Genomic DNA, 13,550 nt, shown 5'->3' with positions numbered 1-13,550 from the left:
GCTTCCGATCGCAGATCGGAAGCTGCCCGGCGCAGGGGCGGGGCCGGCATATTTTGAGCGGTTAGAGCCCAGCTACTTGTCGTTGTCCGACTTCGCTCCAAGCGTCGTCTTCTGTACCTGCATGAGGAACTCGACGTTGCTCTGGGTCTCCCGGATCTTGTTGGTCAGCAGCTCAAGGCTCTGCTGCTGCTCCAGGCCGGAGAGGACACGGCGCAGCTTCCACATGATCTTGACTTCTTCAGGCGAGAGCAGGTTTTCTTCGCGACGGGTACCCGAAGCGTTGACGTCCACGGCCGGGAAGATGCGCTTGTCTGCCAGCTGGCGGGACAGGCGAAGCTCCATGTTGCCGGTGCCCTTGAACTCTTCGAAGATGACTTCGTCCATCTTGGAGCCGGTCTCAACCAGAGCCGTGGCCAGAATCGTGAGCGAGCCACCGTTTTCGATGTTGCGGGCTGCACCGAAGAAGCGCTTGGGCGGGTACAGGGCTGCGGAGTCCACACCACCGGACAGGATGCGGCCCGAGGCCGGTGCTGCCAGGTTGTAGGCACGGCCCAGACGGGTCATGGAGTCAAGGAGGACCACAACGTCCATACCCATTTCCACGAGACGCTTGGCGCGTTCGATGGAGAGCTCGGCAACCGTAGTGTGGTCGTCGGCGGGACGGTCGAAGGTGGAGGCAATGACCTCGCCCTTGACCGTGCGCTGCATGTCCGTGACTTCTTCGGGGCGTTCGTCAACCAACACCATCATGAGGTGGACCTCAGGGTTGTTGGTGGTGATGGCGTTCGCGATGGACTGCAGGATGAGCGTCTTGCCGGCCTTCGGCGGGGAAACGATCAAGCCACGCTGGCCCTTACCGATCGGAGCCACGAGGTCGATGACACGGGGGCCGATCTTCTTGGGGTCCGTTTCCAGGCGCAGGCGCTCAGACGGGTACAGCGGAACGAGCTTTGCGAACTCGACGCGGTCCTTGAGTTCCTCGGGAGTCTTGCCGTTGACCGAGGTGACACGGACAAGCGCGTTGAACTTCTGGCGGGCAGACTGCTGTCCACGGTCTTCGCCTTCGCGCGGTGCACGGATGGCACCTACGACGGCGTCGCCCTTGCGGAGGTTGTACTTCTTGACCTGGGCCAGGGAGACGTAGACGTCATTGGCACCGGGGAGGTAACCCGAGGTACGGATGAACGCGTAGTTCTCCAGGACATCGAGGATGCCAGCCACGGGGAGCAGGACATCGTCCTCAGTGACCTCGACGTCGTCAACGTCCGGTCCCTGCGCACGTCCACGACGACGCTCGTTGCGGTCGCGGAAACGGTCGCTGCGGGAGTTTCCGTCACGGCTGTCCTGGCCGCCCCGGCGGTCGTTGCGGTCGTTCTGGTCGTTGCGGTCGCGACGGTTACGGCGGTTGCGGCGGTTGCCGGTGTCGTCGCCGTCGTTGTTCTCTTCACGGCGCCCGCGGTTGTTGTCGCGGCGTTCGCGCTGCTGATCGCCCGAGTCGGACTGCTCGCGCTGCTCACGCTGTTCCGTACGTTCGGTGCGCTGCTCACGCTGTTCGGTACGGTCGGCACGCTGCTCACGCTGTTCAGTACGGTCGGCACGCTGCTCAGTGCGCTGCTCGGCTGCCGGTGCTTCTGCTGCTTCAGCAGGAGCCGCGGCAGCTTCGCCGCGACGGCGGTTGCGGGTGCGTGGCTGGCGACGCTCAGTGCCGGCGTCGGCGGCTTCGGCTGCTGCCGGAGTCTCGACGGCGGTTGCTTCAGCGGGCTCTGCGGCCGGTGCGGCAGTGGCTGCGGCAGCTGTGGACGCGGCGGCCTCAGCAGCTGCGACGACGCCATCGCTTGTTGCACGACGGCTGCGGCCACGGCCACGGCCACGGGGCGCTTCCTGGGCCTCCGCAGCAGCCTCAACGGGCGTGCTGTTCTCAGGGGCCTTGGCCTCCGCAACCGGGGCTTCCTTGGCCGCGGCAGGAGCCTTGGCCGCAGTGGCCTTTGCAGGAGCCTTGGTCGTGGAGGTGCCCGCGCGGTGGGCAGAAATGGCCGAGACCAAATCTCCCTTGCGCATGCGGGATCCCCCCGAAATACCCAGCTGGCTCGCGAGAGCCTGGAGCTGGGCGAGCTTGAGGCCTGCGAGGCCGCTGCTCTTGGTTGCTGCCGTTGACGACTCAGCAGCAGAAGATGATGTGTCCACAGCTGAAGCCAGCTCAGTGGTTTCTGTCACGAAGGATCCTTCCCCCTCGACGGCGTCCAGAGCGAGAGCTGGACGCGATGATTGTTCTGGGCTGCAGTTCAGATCTGCAGCCGGTGATTTTGGCCGTGCCTGATGGATTATGGCCAACAGGGCCGGATACTGATCGTCATCACTGGAACCGGTTACCCGGACAGCCAGCCTGAAATTCAGGAAACAGAGAGAATTCTGCGGACCTGATGCAGGCCGGAAAGAGACGACACCACCAACGTTGGCACAGTTGACGAAAGGTACGGCGAAACACCGAAGTCCAAAATCAGGGAACTGCCCGCGGTTTTACCGGCGGTGCACTTCCACTCTAGCACCTTGAACGTCAACAGCCAGCGTCATCACGCGCCAACCAACGTCGGGTGTGTTGGCGGAGGTAAACGACTTGATGAAATCAACCACCGCGGTGGCGTCCTCCTCACCGTTGGCCAGGACCATCACCGTGGGTCCCGCGCCCGAAACGACGGCGGCATGCCCTGCTGACCGAAGTGCCGCGATGAGGTCGGCACTGGGCCTCATCGCCTGGGCCCGGTAGCTCTGGTGCAGGTAATCTTCGGTGCCGGGCAACAGCAGCGCCGGTTCTGCGGTCAGCGCGTGGATCAACAAGGCAGCACGCCCGGAATTCATCGCCGCAGCGTGGTGGCCAACTGATGCGGGAAGCAAACCGCGGGCGGTCTCGGTGGAGAGCTCGTAATCCGGTACGGCCACAATAGGAATGACCGACGTAGCCACCTCGGCCCGGGTGGTGCTGTACTGCTCGCTGTCCTGCCAGGACAGCGCCAGTCCGCCGAAAATCGCGGGTGCGACGTTGTCCGGGTGGCCTTCCATTTCGCTGGTCAGCTGAAGAATCCACTGCCGGTTCTGTTGCGCTTCTTCCGGCACCATGGCGTTGGCAGCAGTAACTGCGGCAACCACCGCAGACGCCGAGGAACCCAATCCCCGTCCATGGGGATTGACATTGTCCGCAATGATCCGCAGTCCGTTGTGCTGGAAGCCCAAACGGTCCAAAGCGAGATCGATGGCCCGCACCACCAGGTGGCTGGCATCGCGTGGAAGGGTGTCGGCGCCCTCACCGGAGAGCTCGAACGCGAGCTCCCCGGTGCTGAGGGTTTCCACCGTCAAGGTGTCGTAAATCGACAGTGCCAGGCCCAGGCTGTCGTAGCCCGGCCCGAGGTTGGCACTTGTACCTGGGACTTTGACGGTCAGCCGTTGGCCTGCCGCGACGAAAGCACGATCTGTCGCGGTGGGCTGTGTTGATTCCACTTTTAGTTTTCTTCCAGTCCCAGTTCCGCCGCAACGGTGACGACGTCGTTCGGCACCTTGACGGGCTGCACATCGCTGCCGTCTTCGGTCCGGAGGGCCCACTGGGGATCCTTGAGTCCGTGTCCGGTGACGGTGATGACGATGGTTTTGCCCGAGGGAACCTGGCCGGCAGCGTGCTTCTTGATCAGTCCCGCGACGCCTGCAGCGGAGCCGGGCTCGACGAAGACGCCTTCCTTGGAAGACAGCCAGCGGTGCGCGTCCAGGATTTCCTCGTCTGTGACCGCTTCAATCAGTCCGCCCGATTCGTCCCGCGCCGCCACAGCCGTGTCCCACGATGCGGGGTTGCCGATGCGGATCGCCGTTGCGATCGTGTCCGGCTCAGTAATGGGGTGCCCGGCAACGAACGGTGCCGCGCCGGCAGCCTGGAAGCCCCACATTGTGGGAGTCTTGGTGGAAACGGCCGGAAGTGTGCCGTTAGCGGTCTCAAAAGGGGCCGCGTACTCCTTATAGCCCTTCCAGTAAGCGCTGATGTTGCCTGCATTGCCAACGGGCAGGACATGGATATCCGGGGCATCACCCAATGAATCCACCACTTCGAAGGCCCCTGTCTTCTGGCCCTGGATGCGTGCGGGGTTGACCGAGTTCACAAGGAACACCGGGTAGGACTCGCCAAGTTTGCGCGCGATGTCCAGGCAGTTGTCGAAGTTACCGTCGACCTGGAGCAAGGTAGCGCCGTGGGCGATCGCCTGGCTCAACTTGCCCATGGAAATCTTGCCTTCAGGTACCAGCACTGCACATTTCAGACCTGCGGCGGTGGCGTAGGCTGCGGCGGATGCCGAGGTGTTTCCCGTCGAGGCACAAACCACGGCCTTGGCGCCGGCCTCGACAGCTGCCGTCATGGCCATGGTCATACCGCGGTCCTTGAAGGATCCCGTGGGGTTCATGCCTTCGACCTTAAGGTAAACCTCTGATCCGGTCAGCTCGGAGAGCTTGTGGGCGTGAACCAGCGGGGTGCCGCCCTCGCCGAGGGTGATGACCTTGGTGGCTTCCGTGACAGGCAAACGATCAGCATACTCGCGGATTACTCCGCGCCATTGGTGAGCCACTTAGACCCCTTCTACCCGCAGTACGGATGTGACGGAATTGATGACGTCAAGGCCCTTGACGGCCTCGACGGTTGCTGCGAGTGCAGCTTCGGATGCACGGTGCGTCACGATCTTCAGCTCGGCGGACTCAACCTTTGACTCAGAGTCGCGGTGGATCGTTTGACGCATGATTTCGATGGACACGCCGTTCTCCGCAAAGATGTGCGCAATACGGGCAAGGACCCCTGCCTGGTCGGCGACGTCCAGACCGATGTAGTAGCTGGTGTTGGAGGCATCGATGGCCAGTGCAGGTACATGGCCAGTAGTGGTCTCGGTTCGGCCCGGTCCACCCAGAACCAAACGGCGGGCGGCGGATACGAGGTCACCGAGCACTGCCGATGCCGTGGGCGTTCCCCCGGCTCCCTGGCCGTAGAACATCAGCTCGCCGGCATTTTCTGCCTCGATGAACACCGCATTGAAGGCGCCGCGAACCGCCGCGAGGGGGTGTTCACGCGGGAGCAAAGTGGGGTGCACGCGCACCGAGATGCCGCTGCCGTGATCCTCGGAGTCGATCTTTTCCGCAATCGCCAGCAGCTTGATGACGAATCCGGCTTCCTTGGCCGATGCGATGTCCGAGGCACTGACTTTGGTGATGCCCTCGCAGTAGACGTCGTCCAGGGAGAAACGGGTGTGGAATGACAATGACGCGAGAATGGCAGCCTTGGCTGCGGCGTCGTGCCCTTCGACGTCCGCTGTCGGGTCCGCTTCGGCGTAGCCGAGGCGCTGGGCTTCTGCCAGGGCGTCAGCGAACTGCGCGCCCGTGCTGTCCATCTGGTCGAGAATGAAGTTGGTGGTGCCGTTGACGATGCCCAGCACCCGGGTGATCCGGTCCCCGGAGAGGCTGTCGCGGATGGGACGCAGGATGGGGATGGCTCCGGCGACGGCGGCCTCGTAGGACAACTGCACTCCGGCCTTGTCGGCCTCTTCGTACAGGGTGGGTCCGTCCTGTGCCAGCAGGGCTTTGTTGCCGGTGACGACGCAGGCGCCATTCTGGATTGCGGTGAGGATCAACGAACGGGCAGGTTCGATGCCGCCCATGAGTTCGATCACCAGGTCTGCATCCTTGACCAGTGTGTCGGCATCCGTGGTGAACAGCTCGCGCGGCAGCTCGACGTCACGGGGGGAATCAACATTGCGGACGGCGATACCGGACAGTTCAAGACGGGCACCGCTGCGGGCAGCCAGGGCCTCGGCGTCGTCAATCAGAATCCGCGCAACCTGGGCCCCAACGTTGCCACAGCCCAGCAGGGCCACTTTCAAGGTTCGCACTTCAGACATTCGCCACTCCCATGTCGCGGTTCAAGAGATCTTCTTCGGTTTCCCCGCGGACAATGAGCCTGGCGGCTCCGTCGCGTACAGCGACAACGCCAGGCCGGGCCAGGTAGTTGTAGTTGCTGGAGAGGGCCCAGCAGTAGGCGCCGGTACCCGGTACTGCGAGCAAATCACCGGCTGCCACGTCCGCGGGCAGATATACATCTCTAACAACTATGTCGCCGCTCTCGCAATGTTTGCCCACTACTCGGGACAGCTGCGGAGCGGCTTCCGAAGCGCGCGAAGCCAAAATTGCCGAATAATCCGCGTCGTACAGCACCGGACGGGCGTTATCGCTCATGCCTCCGTCTACCGACACATAGCGTCGCGGATACGTAACGTTCTCCTGTCCTGCGGCGTCCCCCGGAGCATCAACGCGAACTGTCTTGAGCGTGCCGACTTCGTAGAGGGTGAACGTTGTGCTGCCAACGATCGCACGACCGGGCTCGATGGAGATGCGCGGCGCGGTAATGCCCAGTTCGTTGCAGGTGGAACGCACGACGGAGGCCATGGCCTGCGCGACTTCGGCTGGCGGACGCGGGGTGTCCACCGGGGTGTAGGCGATACCGTAGCCGCCACCGAGATCCAGCTCTGGAAGGACAATGGAGTACTTGCTCTGCATGGCGGCGAGGAACCGCAGAAGCTTCTCCCCCGCCACGGCGAAGCCATCCGGCTCGAAAATTTGCGAGCCGATGTGGCAGTGCAGGCCCAGGAGTTCAATGCTGGCATATGAAGTCGCCGCTGCCACTGCCTCCTCGGCAGCGGACAAGCCAGCTTCCTCGGTGGAGTCTTCAGCCATTGAGAGGCCAAATTTCTGGTCCTCGTGGGCCGTCGCGATGAACTCATGCGTATGGGCATGGACACCAGGAGTCAGGCGGAGCATGACCTTGGCAGTTTCACCCCTGCCCGAGGCAATCTTGGCGACCCGCTCAAGTTCGTCGAGGCTGTCCACCACGATCCTGCCAACCTGCATGTCCAGCGCACGATTGATCTCGGCGTCCGACTTGTTGTTTCCGTGCAGTCCAAGGTTGGCCCCTGCAATGCCGGCGCGTGCTGCGACAGCAAGCTCACCTCCGGAACAGGTGTCGAGGCGCAGGCCTTCTTCTGCCACCCAGTTCGCGACGGCTGTGCACAGGAACGATTTGCCGGCGTAGTACACGTCCACTCCCCCGCAAATGTCTGCGAAGGCGGCATCGAAGGAGTCCTTGAAGTCCCGGGCACGGGAACGGAAATCGGACTCGCTCATGACGAAGAGCGGAGTGCCGAACTGTTCCTTGAGCTCGCTGACGGCAATGCCATCAATGGTGAGAACACCGGCGTCGTTCTTTTCCACCCCGGCAGCCCACATAGGTGACTGCAGGGCGTTGAGGTCTTCCGGAAGGGCCAACCATTCCGGTGCAAGAGGACTGGCTTCTGTGGTCATTTCCTACATCCGTTCCGGCGCCGAGACGCCGAGCAGTTCGAGTCCGTTGGCAAGTACCTGGCTGGTGGCATCGTTCAGCCACAAACGCGTCCGGTTTACATCCTGTACAGGTTCCTCGCCCTGGGGCGAAACGCGGCAGGCGTCATACCAGCGGTGGTAGGCGCCGGCGATGACCTCGAGGTGGCGTGCCACGCGGTGCGGCTCACGCAGTTCGGCAGCCTTGGCCACGATTGACGGGTAACTGCCCAAATAGGAGAGCAGCTCATTTTCGGTGGCGTGGTCCAGGAGTGCTGCGTCGAAGACAGAGCGGTCCACTCCTGCCTCGGCTGCGTTGCGGGCCGTGCCGCGGGACCTGGCGTGCGCATACTGCACGTAGAACACCGGGTTCTCGTTGCTGTTCTTCTTGAGTAGTTCAGGATCCAGCGTCAGCGGTGAGTCGGCGGGGAAACGGGCCAGAGAGTAGCGGACCGCGTCCTTGCCGAGCCAGGAAATGAGGTCCTTGAGCTCGATGATGTTGCCAGCGCGTTTGGACAGCTTGGCACCGTTGACGGACACCAGCTGACCAATAAGGACCTCGATATTGACCTCCGGGTCATCGCCGGCACACGCCGCAATGGCCTTGAGTCGGTTGATGTATCCGTGGTGGTCCGCGCCGAGCAGATAGATCTTCTCGGTAAATCCGCGGTCCTTTTTGGAGAGGTAGTAGGCTGCGTCCGCGGCGAAGTAAGTGGGTTCACCGTTGGCACGGATCATGACGCGGTCTTTATCATCGCCGAAGTCCGTGGTACGCAGCCAAACCGCACCGCCGTCGTCGAAGACGTGTCCTTGCTCGCGAAGGCGCGCAACAGCGGACTCAATCGCGCCGGCGTCATGAAGTTCCTTTTCCGAGAAGAAGACGTCAAACTCCACACCGAAGTCGGCAAGTGTAGCTTTGATGTCTGCCATCTGGGCCTCGTAGGCGGCAGCGCGGATGACCGGAAGGGCAGCCTCGTCGGTGAGCTCCCGGATATCCGGGTGCGCCTTCAGGACTTCGTCACCAAGTTCGCGGATGTATTCGCCCGGGTAGCCGCCTTCCGGAACACCCCTGCCGTGAAGGCGGGAGAGCACGGAGTTTGCAAAGACGTTCATCTGCGAGCCGGCATCGTTGATGTAGTACTCGGCCGTGACGTCCGCGCCGGAGGCACGCAGAACGCGGGCAATAGCGTCGCCAAGTGCCGCCCAGCGGGTGTGGCCGATGTGCAGGGGCCCGGTGGGGTTAGCGGAGACGAATTCCATGTTAACCACGCGGCCCGCGAGCGCTTTGTTGGTGCCATAAGCGGCGCCGGCCTCGACGATCGTCTTGGCAAGCGTTCCAGCTGTAGCGGCATCCACGGTGATGTTCAAGAAGCCCGGTCCTGCGATGTCGACACCGGTTACACCAGGGATGCCCTGAAGATGGCTGCTCAGGATACCGGCGAATTCACGCGGATTCATTCCGGCCTGCTTGGACAGCTGGAGGGCAATGTTGGTGGCCCAATCCCCATGGTCCCGGTTCTTGGGTCGCTCCACGCGCACGGCGTCGGGCACAGCAGATTCCGTCAAGGCAATTTCGCCAGTGGAGACAGCGTCCTTCAGGCAGGCGGATATGGCAGCAGAGAGTTCTTCGGGAGTCACGGATCTAGCCTACCGGTGGCCCGCAAAGACGCGGAATTCGAGGACCCGTATGTGGATAATTTGACCACAGCTGGTGCACAGCAACGGCTGTCCACCACCACAGACTGAACCATTAGGCTGATTTCAACGTTGTGAAGAACATGGGCACTGGCCGGATCCCTGATCCAGGGGTCATCCGTGCCCCTGACGAACGAGCCCCAGACCACATACTTCCAGTTGAACTTGTCCAGTTGAAACGAGCAGAACCATGACTACGCCACTTCGCAAGAGCATCTTTGTCGGCATCGCAGGCCTCTCCATCGCCGGCACAGCCGCGGGATGCGCGCCCAGCACCCAAGCCCCCGCCACCCAGGCCCCCGCCACCCAGGAAGGCGGCCAGGCATCCACCGGCAGCCCGTCGTCCTCAAGTCAGTCCTCTGCCCCCATCGCCTCTGCGGGATCCAGCACTTACAAGGACGGCACGTACAGTGCGGACGGAACGTACACCTCTCCCAATGGACAGGAGACGGTGGGCGTTGAACTGACGCTTGCCGCCGACAAAGTTTCTGCGGTTAACATCACAGTGCATCCTTCCAACCCCAACACCAAGAAGTTCCAAGGCGAGTTTGCCAGTGGCATCGCCGCCCAGATTGTCGGGAAGGACGTTGACGAACTCAACGTCTCCAAGGTGGCTGGTTCCTCCCTGACGTCGGGAGGATTCAACGATGCCCTCCAACAAATAAAATCCCAGGCGAAGTAGCCATCATGCCCCATCCGGGCTGGAGCAGCTTCAACTTCGAGGGGATCGGTACGAGGTGGGAGATTTCGACCCCTGCGCAGCTCGCTCCCGCACTCTCGAAAGAGTTGCTCGATACCGTCGAGGCCTACGACCGGACGTGGTCGCGTTTCAGGGCGGACTCGTTGGTATACGGCCTCTCCCACAGCCCCGGCAGCATCACGCTTCCGGGGCACGCGGCCGCCCTTCAGGAACTGTACTCGGCGCTGTACCGCCTGAGCCAAGGGGCAATGACCCCCCTCATCGGCAGCAGCCTCGAAAGGCTCGGCTACGACGCCGCCTACTCCCTTAGTCCTTTGGGTATGCCTCAAGCACCGGCCCGTTGGGAGGACGTTCTTGAGTGGACCGGCACGGCGATGACTGGGAAGGAACCCCTGGTGCTGGACATCGGAGCGGCCGGCAAAGGGCAACTGGTGGACCTTTTGGGGGGAATACTCCATGAAGCAGGACACAGTGACTTCCTGGTGGACGGCAGCGGCGACATGCTGCATTCGGGGAGCAACCCCGTCACTGTCGCCCTTGAGCATCCCTACAATCCCAAGCAGGCCATCGGGACCGTTGAGCTGGACAACGCGGCCTTGTGCGCGTCGGCATCCAACCGCCGCGCGTGGGATGACGGGCTGCACCACGTCCTGGACGGGACCACCGGCAAGCCCATCCACACAACGGTTGCGACCTGGACCATGGCCGCGAGCGCACTCGTGGCAGACGGTCTGGCCACGGCCTTGTTCATGATGGAACCGGCACCGCTTGAGGAAGAATTCGATTTCTCGTGGCTCCGTGTTTCCTCGGCGGGGGCTGCCACGTTTTCGGCCGGTTTTGAGGGGAGACTGTTCACATGATTGCCACGAAGTCCCGCATCGACACCTGGTTGGGCCGCTTCACCATGTACCGCTTGATCCTGTGGGTCCTGGGTGTGCTGGTGGTGTACAGCATGGTCCTCAACGTCCTGGGCTGGTTGACGTTCGGCCTGCCCGAGATGCTGGTACATCTGGTTCTATGCCTCGGCGTCACCTATGGTTCGAATCGTTTGCTCGCAGCCATCTTCAGGGTCAAGCCGCACACCGAATCCTCGCTCATCACGGCGCTGCTGCTGTATTTCCTGTTTTGGCCCGCTTTTGGCCTTACGGACATGGCCGGCGTGGCGTTGGCCTGCGTTTTGGCGAGTGCGTCCAAATACGCGCTGGCCTTCCGTGGCAGACATATTTTCAATCCGGCAGCGGCAGGGGCATTCATCACCGGTTTGACCGGGCTGAATATCGCCACGTGGTGGGCTGCCACTCCCGCGATGCTGTGGTTGCTCGTTCCGGGAGTGCTGCTGGTCCTTTACCGCACCCGTAAGTTGCTGATGGCCACTGTTTTCCTGGTGGTCGCAACCAGCATTATTACCGTGGAGTTGCTGAACCGCAGCATGACCCTGGGCCAGGCCTTGTGGCAGGCGTTGGCCCAACGTCCCCTCTTGTTCTTTGTTGGGTTCATGCTCTCCGAGCCGCTTACGCTGCCTCCCCGCCGCTGGCAGCAGCTGGCCCTTGCCGCCGTCGTCGGTTTTGTCTTCGCGGTTCCGTACAACTTTGGCTTCGTGGCCAATTCCCCGGAACTGGCGCTGCTGCTGGGTAATCTCATCGCTTTCTTCCTGGGCCAGCGGGGCGGCGTGGAACTGACTTTCAAGGGTTCGCGCGCCCTGACGCCGCTGAGCACCGAATTCAGTTTCGAGCCCGCGCGGCCGGTTCGTTTCGCTGCAGGCCAGTTCATGGAACTGAACTTGCCCCATTCCGGTTCCGACGGAAAGGGCCGACGCCGGATTTTCAGCATCACCAGCCCTCCGGGGGCTGCGGAAGTGACGTTTGGGGTGGGCACGGCGGAGCCGTTGTCGACAGCGAAGAAGACACTGCTCGCCCTTCGGCCAGGTGACACTGTTTCCGCCACCGCCGTGGGCGGCGATTTCCTCTTGCCGCACGACGCCGGCAAACCGGTTTTGCTGATTGCCGCGGGGATCGGCATCACGCCGTTCCTTTCGCAGCTGGCAGCCGACGGCACTTCACGCGACACCGTGGTGTTGTATCTGGCAAAAAGCCGTGACGACATGGCGTGGCTGGACCGGCTTCAGGCCTCTGGCGCAACGGTGATTGCCCGGCTTGCGGATGGTTCCACTCCCCCCGGGTTCATGTTCGACGCCGGTACCTCCAGGATCGATGCCGAGCGTCTTAAGCAACTGGTTCCGGATGTCGCGGACAGGGAGGTGTACGTCTCGGGTTCGCCCGCGAGTGTTGATTCCCTGCGGTCCGCTGCGCGTGGCGCAGGCGCCCGACGGGTTCACGTGGACTCCTTCGCAGGCTACTGAAACGCCCGTTTTCCTTTGCGGCGTCACGGCTGCTAAGCTCTAGGACGTCCCACCGGCAACGGAGGGATACCCTGGATGCCCTCGTAGCTCAGGGGATAGAGCGTCTGCCTCCGGAGCAGAAGGCCGTAGGTTCGAATCCTATCGAGGGCACAACGAAAACCCCGCCAGTGCAGCTGGCGGGGTTTTCTCGTTGCCGGCTACGTACTATCACTTACGGGCTTACCGGGGCCACTCAGCGAAATTGTCTGCCCTTGCTTCTAGGCTGATTCCAGTTGGTCTTTTCCGATAGCAAAGGGGTTTGCCGTGATGTGTTCCATAGTCCCGCCGTACATGCTTCGCAGGATTGCCGCCCAGGACGAACCCCGGCTCCGTGCCGTGGCGCGCGCTGCCAAAGAGTCCCTCCTGCACATCAAAGGCCTCCAGGCCATTCGCACGGCAACCATCCCCGCAGCGCCGCCCAGTGCCCGCCAGGCCAAACCCGGACCGCCCAAGCGGACCATCTTCGACGCCGGGTCGTTGGAGGACCTTCCAGGACGGCTGGTTCGCAAGGAGGGGGCGTCACCCGTGGGCGATGACGCCGCCGATGAAGCCTACGACGGCCTCGGCGGTACGCACCGCTTGTATGGCGAAATTTTCGGCCGCGATTCGATTGATGACGCCGGACTGCCGCTTGACGCGACTGTTCACTACGGAAAGCTCTACGACAATGCCTTTTGGAACGGCAGCCAAATGGTCTTCGGTGATGGTGACGGAGAAATCTTCCAACGGTTCACCAAGTCCATCAGCGTCATCGGGCACGAACTGGCCCACGGCGTCACCCAGTACACGGCCAACCTGGCCTACCGCAACCAGGCCGGGGCTCTGAATGAGTCGATGTCGGATGTGTTTGGCGTGTTGGTGGAGCAGTACACCAAACAGCAATCCGTGGAACAGGCCAGCTGGTTGATCGGACAGGGCTTGTTTACGGACCAGGTGCAGGGCGAAGCGCTGCGGTCCATGAAGGCTCCGGGCACCGCCTACGACGACGACGTCCTGGGCAAGGACCCGCAGCCGGATTCCATGGACACTTATGTCCGGACCAGCGCGGACAATGGCGGCGTCCACATCAACTCCGGCATTCCCAACAGAGCTTTCTATGTGGTGGCCGCTGAGCTTGGAGGCCATGCTTGGGAGGCTGCGGGGCAGATTTGGTACGGGACTCTGACCAGTGGGGCACTCCCCGCCACGTGCACCTTTGGCAAGTTCGCGAGGACCACGCTTGCAACAGCCGAGGAACTTTTCGGGAGCGGTTCACCAGAGCATGACGCCGTCCGGAAGGCGTGGGACACTGTGAAGGTCAAGGTTTAGTCGCGCGGCAGAGCCTGAAACCGGAATGATTGCGCGCTGAGACAGCAGGGGTAGGACGAGAAG

10 protein-coding genes and 1 tRNA gene are annotated in these 13,550 nt (G+C 62.5%); 5 read left to right on the top strand and 6 right to left on the bottom strand.

What is annotated here, in order from left to right:
• Window positions 1-72: 72 nt before the first annotated feature.
• From rho to argS, 6 genes are all read right to left on the bottom strand, one after another.
• Window positions 73-2,214, bottom strand: coding sequence for a transcription termination factor Rho (gene rho / locus ACFVSI_RS10335; protein ID WP_387822764.1), 2,142 nt, complete (start codon window positions 2,212-2,214; stop codon window positions 73-75).
• Between the two features lie 303 nt (window positions 2,215-2,517).
• The gene (thrB, locus tag ACFVSI_RS10330; RefSeq protein ID WP_387822762.1) at window positions 2,518-3,492 is read right to left on the bottom strand and encodes a homoserine kinase; all 975 of its coding nucleotides are present in this window, start codon (window positions 3,490-3,492) and stop codon (window positions 2,518-2,520) included.
• 2 nt (window positions 3,493-3,494) lie between these two features.
• Window positions 3,495-4,598 (bottom strand): threonine synthase, encoded by a 1,104-nt coding sequence (gene thrC / locus ACFVSI_RS10325; RefSeq protein ID WP_387822759.1) that lies wholly within the window; start codon window positions 4,596-4,598, stop codon window positions 3,495-3,497.
• Window positions 4,599-5,915: a homoserine dehydrogenase gene (locus ACFVSI_RS10320; RefSeq protein WP_387822756.1), complete on the bottom strand. Its 1,317-nt coding sequence runs from the start codon at window positions 5,913-5,915 to the stop codon at window positions 4,599-4,601. It lies immediately after the preceding gene.
• Entirely contained in the window at window positions 5,908-7,371 is a 1,464-nt protein-coding gene (gene lysA / locus ACFVSI_RS10315; protein WP_387822754.1) for a diaminopimelate decarboxylase, read from the bottom strand. The genes ACFVSI_RS10320 and lysA overlap by 8 nt, the downstream gene beginning before the upstream one ends.
• A 3-nt stretch (window positions 7,372-7,374) precedes the next feature.
• Entirely contained in the window at window positions 7,375-9,024 is a 1,650-nt protein-coding gene (gene argS, locus ACFVSI_RS10310) for an arginine--tRNA ligase (RefSeq protein WP_387822751.1), read from the bottom strand.
• Between the two features lie 247 nt (window positions 9,025-9,271).
• Here argS and ACFVSI_RS10305 point away from each other — a divergent pair, with 247 nt between their 5' ends.
• The 5 genes from ACFVSI_RS10305 (at window position 9,272) to ACFVSI_RS10285 (ending at window position 13,487) form a co-directional block, all read left to right on the top strand.
• Window positions 9,272-9,763, top strand: coding sequence for a hypothetical protein (locus tag ACFVSI_RS10305; protein WP_387822749.1), 492 nt, complete (start codon window positions 9,272-9,274; stop codon window positions 9,761-9,763).
• Window positions 9,764-9,768: 5 nt separating this feature from the next.
• Window positions 9,769-10,641, top strand: coding sequence for an FAD:protein FMN transferase (locus tag ACFVSI_RS10300; RefSeq protein ID WP_387822747.1), 873 nt, complete (start codon window positions 9,769-9,771; stop codon window positions 10,639-10,641).
• Window positions 10,638-12,140, top strand: coding sequence for an FAD-dependent oxidoreductase (locus ACFVSI_RS10295; protein WP_387822745.1), 1,503 nt, complete (start codon window positions 10,638-10,640; stop codon window positions 12,138-12,140). Before ACFVSI_RS10300 ends, ACFVSI_RS10295 begins: the two co-directional genes overlap by 4 nt.
• 77 nt (window positions 12,141-12,217) lie before the next feature.
• Window positions 12,218-12,290 (top strand) — tRNA-Arg (locus ACFVSI_RS10290).
• A gap of 156 nt (window positions 12,291-12,446) precedes the next feature.
• Window positions 12,447-13,487 (top strand): M4 family metallopeptidase, encoded by a 1,041-nt coding sequence (locus ACFVSI_RS10285; RefSeq protein ID WP_387822778.1) that lies wholly within the window; start codon window positions 12,447-12,449, stop codon window positions 13,485-13,487.
• Window positions 13,488-13,550 lie beyond the last annotated feature (63 nt).

Origin of the sequence: Paenarthrobacter sp. NPDC057981 (assembly GCF_042886835.1) — a bacterium.
Lineage (GTDB): Bacteria > Actinomycetota > Actinomycetes > Actinomycetales > Micrococcaceae > Arthrobacter.
The sequence above is the reverse complement of the archived record's forward strand: the minus strand, read 5'-3'. Positions and strand labels throughout refer to the sequence as shown.

Excerpts from the sequence above, each read along its gene's own strand:
- ACFVSI_RS10320 (WP_387822756.1), bottom strand. The coding sequence starts at position 5,915 with ATGTCTGAAGTGCGAACCTTGAAAGTGGCCCTGCTGGGCTGTGGCAAC.
- lysA (WP_387822754.1), bottom strand. The coding sequence starts at position 7,371 with ATGACCACAGAAGCCAGTCCTCTTGCACCGGAATGGTTGGCCCTTCCG.
- ACFVSI_RS10305 (WP_387822749.1), top strand. The coding sequence starts at position 9,272 with ATGACTACGCCACTTCGCAAGAGCATCTTTGTCGGCATCGCAGGCCTC.
- ACFVSI_RS10300 (WP_387822747.1), top strand. The coding sequence starts at position 9,769 with ATGCCCCATCCGGGCTGGAGCAGCTTCAACTTCGAGGGGATCGGTACG.
- ACFVSI_RS10295 (WP_387822745.1), top strand. The coding sequence starts at position 10,638 with ATGATTGCCACGAAGTCCCGCATCGACACCTGGTTGGGCCGCTTCACC.
- ACFVSI_RS10285 (WP_387822778.1), top strand. The coding sequence starts at position 12,447 with ATGTGTTCCATAGTCCCGCCGTACATGCTTCGCAGGATTGCCGCCCAG.